Here is a 9,701-nt window from a genome sequence, read left to right on the forward strand (position 1 = left end):
TATTTATATTTATTATAAAAGACGGTTCTCTTTTAACCACTGTACATTAATTTGTTTGATAGCATCAATCTCTTTATCCATAAATTGTTTACTTTTACCTGGATGTTTATATAAAGAGTACAGATACAGCCCTAGTCCCAATATGATCCAAGCAAAGAAAATCAGCCATTCGATAGTGCTTAACGCAGATGCCATACCAGGCATATACAACACCAATAACCCTAAGCTCAATATAATAGTAACCGCACCAACAGCTTTACCTGCTGGCACCTTAAAAGGGCGTACCATATCTGGCTCACGATAACGTAATACCAAAAATGAAATAGCCACACAAGTATAGGCCACCACGATACCAAAACCGCCTGCATCTACGATCCATACCAACATCTGACGACCAAATAAAGGAGCAAAGGTTGCCAACCCACCAATTAATAAGATGGCGTTTACTGGTGTATTGTATTTGGGGTGAAGTTTTGCTAAAAAGCTAGGCAACATATGCGACTTTGCCATAGCAAACATCAAGCGACTACCACCGACCAAAAAAGCATTCCAGCTTGATAAAATACCTAATACCCCACCTATAACAAGCAATATCCCAGCCCATTTACCATTCCAGGCGTTGCTCATTGCATCAGCAGTAGCCAGTGTCGAATCTTTGGCTTCTACTAAAGGTAAAGTGCGCCCAACACTCCAAGCCACACCTGCATACCAAGTAACAGCTACTATCAATGAAATAATTAAAAATATACCAATTTTAGGTCGTGTTAAGTCAATTTCCTCAGCTGCTTGCGGGATAACATCGAAGCCAACGAACATAAACGGTACCATGACAATAACCGCCATCATTCCGCCAATACCACCAATGAATGCAGGAGCTTGAACCGCCTCTGAGTTTTCAGGGCTATACAGCATTGCACCGATGATAAGTAGCGTACCGACACAAAGAATACCGCTGACAGCCAGCTTTTGAAACCACGCACTAACCTCCATACCCCGAATATTAAGCCAAGTCACTAATAGTGACCCTATCATCCCCACTCCAGCCCAAGAGGCATAGACATCCCAACCAGCTATGTTCCATAGTTTGCCCTGATTAAAATTTGGGATAAGATATTCAATTACTGTTGGTAGCGCCACTGCTTCAAATGCAACAACAGAAAGATAACCAAATAAGATACTCCAAGAACAAATAAAGGACACATGCACCCCCAACGCCCTATGAGTATAAGTATGCTCACCGCCAGTAATTGGCATAGATGATGCTAACTCAGCATAAGCAAAACCAATAAATATAACTGCTAAACCACCGATTAAAAAGGCCAGTACTGCACCCCAGATTCCAGCAGAAATAACCCAGCCACCTGCTAATACGACCCATCCCCATCCGACCATTGCTCCAAAAGCAAGCGCAATGATATCTAGCATCCCTAAGGATTTTTTTAATCCAGACATAGTAATCACTCCCTGATCTTGTAGTCAAAGAACACTAAAATGGTTGTCATAGGTTAACACCGTCACCATTTAGTCATTCACTGACTATATACTCTACTTATCCTCACTGACCTATTTCATCCTAAATTTGGCAGTGAGAATCAAGGGCGTGTCCTTAATTCGTTAATTCGTTAATTCGTTAATTCATTAATTCGTTAATTCGTTCAGTCATAATTAAATGGGCAAAAATAGCTAACTCTTATCATACAAGGTCAAATAACGGGTTAATATCCATATATTAATTCCGTTATTTCCATTGCCTGACTACAATGCTTAACAGAGAATTATCTAATTTTTTATCACGATTTCTAAAATAAGAACACGCTCTACTTTGTTATAACACCTGCTGATTAATATAACCGCTTATCTCAATCACAGTGGCAGGTGAGCTTATAGAACTTGCTTGATGATATCTAAGCCTTCTTGCAGCACTTCATTAGATACGGTTAATGGCACCATCACTCGAATGGCATTACCATGACGACCACAAGACGCCAATAACAAGCCTTTTTCAAATGCATCAGCACGTAGCTTAGCAGTTGCTTCTGCATCTGGATTACCGTCTGCATTGACTAAATCGAAAGCCAGCATTGCACCTTTATGACGGATATTGCCTATCTTATTGCTATTGAGATTTGTTAAAAAATCAGCAATGGTTTTCCCAATTTGCTTACTACGCTCTAACAAACCCTCTTCTTCAATCACTTCGATCACGGCTAGCGCTGCCACACAGCCAAGTGGATTACCAGCATAAGTCCCACCAAGACCACCAGCTTGTGGAGCGTCCATAATATCAGCTCGACCTACCACTGCCGATAACGGATAGCCTCCAGCCAAACTCTTAGCACTGGTCATCAAATCAGGTTCCACACCTAGTTGCTCTGTGGCAAACAAAGTGCCTGTACGACCAAAACAAGTTTGTACTTCATCAAAAATTAGTACAATACCATGCTCATCACAGATAGCACGTAATGCTTTGGCAAATGATGGTGTCACTTGATGGAAGCCGCCTTCACCTTGTACTGGCTCAATAATCATTGCTGCCACATCACTTGGATGAATGGAAGATTGGAAAATCATTTCTATGCTTTCAAGTGCTTGCTCTTCTGTAATACCAAGCTCTGGAGCGGGAAACATGGCATGATAAATTGAAGATGGCATAGGACCAAAATTATTTTTATAAGGGATGACTTTACCGGTTAAACCCATACACATATGCGTACGACCATGCCATCCCCCAGAAAAAGAAATAACTCCGTGGCGTCCTGTGCTTGCTTTGGCAATTTTGATGGTATTTTCTACTGCTTCAGCACCTGTCGTGAAGAATACGGCTTTTTTGTCACCGCTGATTGGAGCAAGCTCACACAGTTTCTCTGCCAAACTGACATAGCTTTCATAGCTAACTATTTGAGCCGCGGTGTGGGTAAATTTGTCTAGCTGCTCACGCACACGGGCTGTAACTTTGGGATGATTATGCCCTGTATTTAACACTGAGATACCACCGACAAAGTCGATATAACGGTTGCCCTCTACATCCCAAATTTCAGTGTTCTGTGCTTTTTCGGCAAATACAGGATACGCAACACCTAACCCTTTTGGTAAAACCGCTAGACGGCGCTCTAATAATGACTGGTTAGTTAATTTACTCATAGCTACATCCTTTGTAACGATTTAATGCAGTCACATTTATGTGATTGTTCATTAAGGTGATAGTTGACCGTATCTTTTAAATAGACAAATCAACTCTGATTTTTAAGGGTTGACAGTCAACTCAACCCAGTTGTAAATTGCTTTTCTAAGCTAATCTTCTTGTATTAGCTTCTTATTTTCTTAATTTAGTCTTTTAACTCAATTCTTGAGCCCAGTATTTGATAGTTATGTATTCTTCTATACCGTACTTTGACCCTTCACGGCCAAATCCTGATTGTTTAACACCGCCAAAGGGAGCCACTTCGGTTGATAAAATGCCTGTATTTTGGGCGACCATACCGTACTCAAGACCTTCAGATACTCGCCACGAACGGGCTAAGTCATTGCTATAAAAATAAGCCGCTAAGCCATAAATGGTGTCATTGGCTGCTTTAATAACTTCTGCTTCATCTATGAAACTAAAGATAGTGGTAATGGGACCAAATATTTCTTCACGAGCAATATCCATATCTTCTGAAATATTACTGATAACGGTTGGGTTCATAGTCAACTCTGATGCGGGGTTGGTATCACCGCCTGCTAATAACTCAGCGCCCTTGTCTAAAGCATCTTGCAAGAGACCAGACACTTTTTTCAAAGCACTTTCATTAATAAGTGGTCCAATATCTACCCCTTCCTGCAAACCATTCCCTACTTTTAATTTTGCAACTTTCTGCAAATATATTTTTAAGAAATCATCTTTAATACTATCTTGAACATAGATACGGTTGGCACAAACACAGGTTTGTCCTGCATTGCGATACTTAGCTGCAATTAAGCCCTCGGCAGCTTTTTCCAAATCAGCATCGTCAAACACGATAAAGGGAGCGTTTCCGCCAAGCTCCATGGATAGCTTTTTAATAGTAGGTGCACATTGCGCCATTAAAGTACGGCCAACTTCAGTAGAGCCTGTAAAAGACAATTTATGTACTCGCTTATCAGCGGTTAAAACCTCCCCCACTACCGATGATTTACCAGTAACGATTTGAAGCACGCCTTTAGGGATGCCTGCTTGAATGGCAAGCTCTCCTAAAGCTAGCGCTGAAAAAGGGGTTGCAGTTGCTGGCTTGACGATCATGCTACAACCCGCTGCTAAGGCAGGTGCTGCTTTACGAGTAATCATTGCTGATGGAAAGTTCCAAGGGGTAATAGCGGCACAAACACCAACTGGTTGCTTCAATACGGTAATGCGCTGAGAAGACTTGGTTGCAGGGATAACATCGCCATAGACACGTTTACCTTCCTCGGAAAACCATCTTATAAAGCTATTGGCATAAGTGATTTCGCCACGAGATTCTTTTAGCGGTTTGCCCTGCTCTAGGGTCATCAATACTGCTAAGTCTTCATGGTTTTCATCAATCAGATCTGCCCACTTATTTAGCAATTTGCCACGTTCAGCGGCTGTTAATGCAGCCCAAGCTACTTGCGCTTGTTCGGCATCGCTGACGGCTTGCACCACCTGCTCTTGAGTAAGACTGGGTACACTGCCAAGTATCTCACCATTAAAGGGGTTAATGACTTCTATACTTGATCCATCCTTGGCATCTACCCAACCATCACCTACTAGACATTGAGATTTTAATAATGCGGGATTTTGTAACCTTAACATACATACCATCCTTGTAGCTTTATAAACCAGTTGCTTTATAAACCAGTTGTTTTGTGAGCTTATTAATTAGGGTCATTGTTTGTGATTAATTTGCCACTGCAACTGCTAACACAAAACTAGTCCGTCCATGAAATTCAGTATACTGAACTTGTATCTTGTATATCGTACGATTTATTATAGGTTTAATTTATTAGCAAATGCAATATATATTTTTAAATCACTTGAATTAGGATACTCCATTGAAATCTACCTCAAAAAAGAATGATATTAGTGTTCCTGCCATTGATAAAATGTGTCTTATTTTAGACCTTATTACTGAGTCGAATTATCCCTTAACCTCGACAGAAATTGCCACTAAATTAAAGTTACCCAAAAGTAGTACCCACAATATTTTGCAAAGTTTACTCAGCAAGCATCTGGTTTTTAAAGATAGGGACAATCGCTTCCATCTTGGCTCCTACCTACTGTATTGGGCGGGAAAATATGAAAAACAGCACAGTATTATTGATGTATTCCATGAGCTAATAAACAGCTACCCAGTATTGCTAAAAAACACAGTCACCTTATCCAAACTTGATAGCAAACAGGTCGTATTTTTGGCCTGTCATGAGTCACCAGCACCCCTTGGATTTACTTTCCGCTCTGGTGTACGTGTACCCGCACCTTTCGCCGCAACGGGAAAAGCCATGTTGGCGGCCTATGACGACCAGACAGTTATACAAATATTTGATAATGAGATGCCAGAGCCATTTACCACTCGCAGTGTTGATACAGTGACAAAGTTAATGGCGGAATTAAGGCAGGTACGTCAAACAGGTATCTCATTGGATGATGGACAGTTAAGAGAAGGTATGTACTGTTTGGGAACCTGTATCTTAGATGGGGATGGCCAGCCCATTGCGGGTATGGCCGTAAGTTTTGTAAAAGAAGAATACCAGAAGCAACGTGACGTGGTCAGCCAAGCTTTACTAGCGTTAGCAAAGGATATCTCATTACGGTTAGGTTTAAAGTAACAGCCACTTAAAACACTAAAAAAACCTATAATAGATTAATCGCATTAATAAGCCCATAGCACTGAAAGACTGGCCGCTAAACAATCCCATCTGCTTTTAGCTTAGCGATTATCTCACTATCATAACCCATTGCCGCTAACGTCTCGTCAGTATGTTGGCTTAATCTTGGTGGCGGTGTGCGATAACTGACTGGCGACTCTGATAACTTAATGGGACTACCCAATGCTTTAACTGGACTATCCTTAAAGCTGACAATCATCTCTCTGGCGATAACTTGCGGCATGGATAACGCTTCGGTGACATTATGAATGGGACCACAAGGCACGCCAACAGCCTGCAACTCATCTAACCACTGCTCTCGCGTTTTTTGTTTAAACGCCTCTGCTAAGACTTGTTGCAAGCTGTCTCTATTAGCAACTCGATTTGGATTACTGCTGTATCGTTCATCTTTATGCAGTGTCAATCCAAGGACTTCACATACTTTGGCAAACTGCCTATCATTCCCACAAGCTAAAATGAAATGGTTGTTATCAGCAGTTGCAAATACTTGATAAGGCGTAATATTGGGATGTGCATTCCCCAGTCGTGGCGGTGTGCTATTTGAAGCCAATTGATTCATGCCAATATTAGCCAACATGGCTACTGCACTATCCAATAAAGCCACATCCACATATTGACCTCTGCCTGTTTTTTCACGTGCCAGCAAAGCCGCTTCAATACCTATGGTCAACTGAAGTCCCGCAAATAAGTCAACCACTGCCACCCCCACTTTATGCGGCTCACCATCAGCAGGTCCAGTGATACTCATCAATCCAGATAAGCCTTGGATAATATAATCATAGCCAGCTTTATGAGCCTCTGGTCCATACTGACCAAAGCCTGTCAGGGAAGCGTAAACCAGTCTAGGATTAATTGTTTTTAATGAGTCATAATCAAGACCATATTTTTTAAGCCCACCGACTTTGAAGTTTTCAACCAGCACATCACTTTCAGCAGCCAGCTTCTTAATAATCTGCTGACCTTCAGGTTTAGTAATATCGACAGTAATAGATTTTTTATTGCGATTGACGGTGGCAAAATAAGCCGCCATCTCGTCCCCAGTTTCTTCATCTTTAAAATTCGGTGGGTTCCAGTGCCGGGTTTCATCTCCAATGATAGGTCGCTCTACTTTGATGACTTCTGCGCCTAGATCAGCCAGGATTTGGGTACTAGAAGGTCCGGCCAGCACCCGTGACAAATCCAACACTTTTATACCGCTTAAAGCTTGTACATTATGGCTTGTATTGTCTGGCTCATTTTCTTGATCATTTAACATATCAGCCCTTCTTTATCTTATACAACCAACTTAATAAATCAGAACAAATTCAACTGAACGCTTGAATGCCTGTCTGAGCACGGCCTAAGATTAATGCGTGCACATCGTGAGTACCCTCATAAGTATTCACCGCCTCTAAGTTCATCACATGACGGATCACATGGAATTCATCACTAATGCCATTGCCGCCATGCATATCACGGGCGACCCTTGCTATATTTAAAGCCTTACCACAGTTATTACGCTTAATAAGCGAAATCATTTCTGGTGCTGCATTATGCTCATCCATTAAGCGACCCACCCGCAGTGCCGCTTGTAAGCCTAATGAAATTTCAGTTTGCATATCCGCAAGCTTTAACTGTACCAATTGCGTCGCCGCTAGCGGACGATCAAACTGTTTACGATCTAAAGTGTATTGACGAGCCGCTTTCCAACAAAACTCAGCGGCACCCATAGAGCCCCACGCAATGCCATAACGGGCTTTGTTTAAGCAGCCGAAAGGTCCTTTTAAGCCGCGAATTTCTGGAAATACATTTTCTTCAGGAACAAAGACATTATCCATGACAATTTCACCTGTGATCGAGGCACGCAAAGAAAACTTACCCTCAATCTTGGGCGCTGATAGACCTTTCATGCCTTTTTCTAACACAAAACCACGGATTTTATCTTCGTCGTCTTTGGCCCATACCACAAACACATCAGCGATAGGACTGTTAGTAATCCACATCTTATTGCCTTTAAGCTGATAACCGCCGTCCACTTTTTTGGCACGGGTTTTCATTGACCCAGGATCTGAGCCAGCATCAGGCTCAGTTAAACCAAAACAGCCTACGTATTCACCAGAAGCTAATTTAGGTAGATATTTCTCTTTTTGAGCTTCAGTACCATAGGCCCAGATAGGATGCATCACTAAACTAGATTGCACGCTCATCGCTGAACGATAGCCCGAATCCACGGCTTCCACTTCTCTTGCAATCAAACCATAAGCGACACTAGATAGACCAGCACAACCATAACCTTCAATAGTCACGCCTAATAAGCCTAGCTCACCCATTTGTCGCATGATATCGCGATCAAAGGTTTCATGGCGGTTGGCTTGTAAGATCCCTGGCATCAACTCGGTCTGACAAAAATCATGAGCTGATCTTTGAACCATTTGTTCTTCTTCAGTTAATTGATTGTGTAATAAAAAAGCATCTGACCATTCAAAGCTTGGTCTTTGGGTGGCATAAGCGGTATTGGTTGCATTTGACATAACGGGTTCCTTGTTGAATTGCAAATGAGTAAGAAAATTGATAGACTCTAATTGTTTCGCATAGTGAAACTATGTTTCATTTATTAAAAACATTAAAGCAGAATTGATAATTGAAGTAAAGTTTTTTTCGAATGAAATTATGTATGTCGATTCAAACACACAGAGACTTTTAACAGCGGAAACCACATGAGCAACTCAATTAGTGACAGCATTAAAGACCGTTTGCATACTGCCAAAGAACAAAATGACAAAGCTTTTATAACATCACTAGGACGTGGGTTATTGTTACTGAGTGCCTTTGAAGAAGATCAAGAGTTAACCCATCAACAGCTTTGTGAAAGAACTGCTTTACCCAAAGCAACCATTAGTCGTCTACTACACACTCTGCTAACCCTAAAATTTATAACTCGAAGCCATAAAGACAGTTATAAGCTCGGAAAAAATTTACTTAAGATCAGTGCCAGTGCTTGGCAAAATCAAGATATGGTAGAGGAAGCGATGCCGCTATTAAGAGAGTTTGCCCAAGCACACCAAGTGTCGGTCAATATTGCGACCGAAGATGAAGCAGAAATGCGTTATGTTGCGTGTTATCGTAGTCCTGCAAGGTTAGCAGTGAACCTAACTGTGGGCTCAACCGTCCCTTTAGATAAGACAGCTATTGGACGTGCTTTTTATGCAGTTCAGTCACCTAACATACAACAGCAGATAACTGATAGCTTATCGTATGCACAAAATTCAGCCTTGCATACACAAGCAGTTGCCAACTTAGATTTGGCAACTATGTTTTATAAACAACAAGGATATACACTTTCTGACGGTGAGTACTCACCAGATATTTTGGCTGTGGCTGTCCCTTTATACGACAGTATAAGCAAGGCCTACACCCACTCTTTAAATGCAAGTGTGCCAAAGGCAAGTTGGGATGTGGATAGCTATGTTGAATTTATTGTGCCAAAGTTGCAGGCATTGGCAGCTAGGATTGAAGCATTATAAGGAAATTATTAATGTAAGCTCGGGCATGTTTTCATTTTGAAAATGGTGATAAAAATAATACCAAACCCAAAATATATAGTATAATTCAATTATGACCAAACTAACAAATACCCTAGACGATCACGACTTTGGCAAATACTCAAAAACTGAGAGCAATCCCAGAGCCCGCCTACGACTGCTGATCTTACACCAGTACAGCATAGGCAAATCCACGATAGATATTGCCAAAGACCTCTGCATACACCCCGAAACTGCCAGACGTACTAAGAAGCGATATTATGAACGAGGACTTGAAAGCATCTACGATCGTCATCGTCGAGGCCGTCACAGCAAGCT

At 41.5% G+C, this 9,701-nt stretch carries 8 protein-coding genes; 3 read left to right on the plus strand and 5 right to left on the minus strand.

The features are described 5' to 3' along the window. Positions 1-12 precede the first annotated feature (12 nt). From H140_RS0109910 to H140_RS0109920, 3 genes are all read right to left on the minus strand, one after another. The gene (locus H140_RS0109910; RefSeq protein WP_019673501.1) at positions 13-1,452 is read right to left on the minus strand and encodes an APC family permease; all 1,440 of its coding nucleotides are present in this window, start codon (positions 1,450-1,452) and stop codon (positions 13-15) included. 429 nt (positions 1,453-1,881) lie between these two features. Next, entirely contained in the window at positions 1,882-3,141 is a 1,260-nt protein-coding gene (gabT, locus tag H140_RS0109915; protein ID WP_019673502.1) for a 4-aminobutyrate--2-oxoglutarate transaminase, read from the minus strand. Positions 3,142-3,334: 193 nt separating this feature from the next. Next, positions 3,335-4,789 carry an NAD-dependent succinate-semialdehyde dehydrogenase gene (locus H140_RS0109920; protein WP_019673503.1) on the minus strand — a complete coding sequence of 485 codons (1,455 nt, stop codon included), beginning with the start codon at positions 4,787-4,789 and terminating at the stop codon, positions 3,335-3,337. A gap of 239 nt (positions 4,790-5,028) precedes the next feature. Here H140_RS0109920 and H140_RS0109925 point away from each other — a divergent pair, with 239 nt between their 5' ends. Further along, the gene (locus H140_RS0109925) at positions 5,029-5,802 is read left to right on the plus strand and encodes an IclR family transcriptional regulator (protein WP_019673504.1); all 774 of its coding nucleotides are present in this window, start codon (positions 5,029-5,031) and stop codon (positions 5,800-5,802) included. Positions 5,803-5,878: 76 nt separating this feature from the next. On the opposite strand, the gene H140_RS0109930 is transcribed toward H140_RS0109925, so the two are convergent. Next, complete coding sequence (locus H140_RS0109930; RefSeq protein WP_019673505.1) at positions 5,879-7,117, minus strand: CaiB/BaiF CoA transferase family protein; 1,239 nt, start codon at positions 7,115-7,117, stop codon at positions 5,879-5,881. Between the two features lie 49 nt (positions 7,118-7,166). Beyond that, complete coding sequence (locus tag H140_RS0109935) at positions 7,167-8,372, minus strand: acyl-CoA dehydrogenase (RefSeq protein ID WP_019673506.1); 1,206 nt, start codon at positions 8,370-8,372, stop codon at positions 7,167-7,169. A gap of 186 nt (positions 8,373-8,558) precedes the next feature. On the opposite strand from H140_RS0109935, the gene H140_RS0109940 reads away from it, so the two are divergent. Then, positions 8,559-9,365: an IclR family transcriptional regulator gene (locus H140_RS0109940; protein ID WP_019673507.1), complete on the plus strand. Its 807-nt coding sequence runs from the start codon at positions 8,559-8,561 to the stop codon at positions 9,363-9,365. Positions 9,366-9,456: 91 nt separating this feature from the next. Next, positions 9,457-9,701: helix-turn-helix domain-containing protein (locus H140_RS15560; RefSeq protein ID WP_156819117.1), on the plus strand; the 245-nt coding region annotated here is incomplete at its 3' end.

The organism is Psychrobacter lutiphocae DSM 21542, assembly GCF_000382145.1.
GTDB classification, from domain to species: Bacteria; Pseudomonadota; Gammaproteobacteria; order Pseudomonadales; family Moraxellaceae; genus Psychrobacter; species Psychrobacter lutiphocae.

Coding starts and splice junctions, on each gene's coding strand:
- H140_RS0109940 (WP_019673507.1), top strand. CDS start 8,559: ATGAGCAACTCAATTAGTGACAGCATTAAAGACCGTTTGCATACTGCC.
- H140_RS0109910 (WP_019673501.1), bottom strand. CDS start 1,452: ATGTCTGGATTAAAAAAATCCTTAGGGATGCTAGATATCATTGCGCTT.
- H140_RS0109930 (WP_019673505.1), bottom strand. CDS start 7,117: ATGTTAAATGATCAAGAAAATGAGCCAGACAATACAAGCCATAATGTA.
- H140_RS0109920 (WP_019673503.1), bottom strand. CDS start 4,789: ATGTTAAGGTTACAAAATCCCGCATTATTAAAATCTCAATGTCTAGTA.
- gabT (WP_019673502.1), bottom strand. CDS start 3,141: ATGAGTAAATTAACTAACCAGTCATTATTAGAGCGCCGTCTAGCGGTT.
- H140_RS0109935 (WP_019673506.1), bottom strand. CDS start 8,372: ATGTCAAATGCAACCAATACCGCTTATGCCACCCAAAGACCAAGCTTT.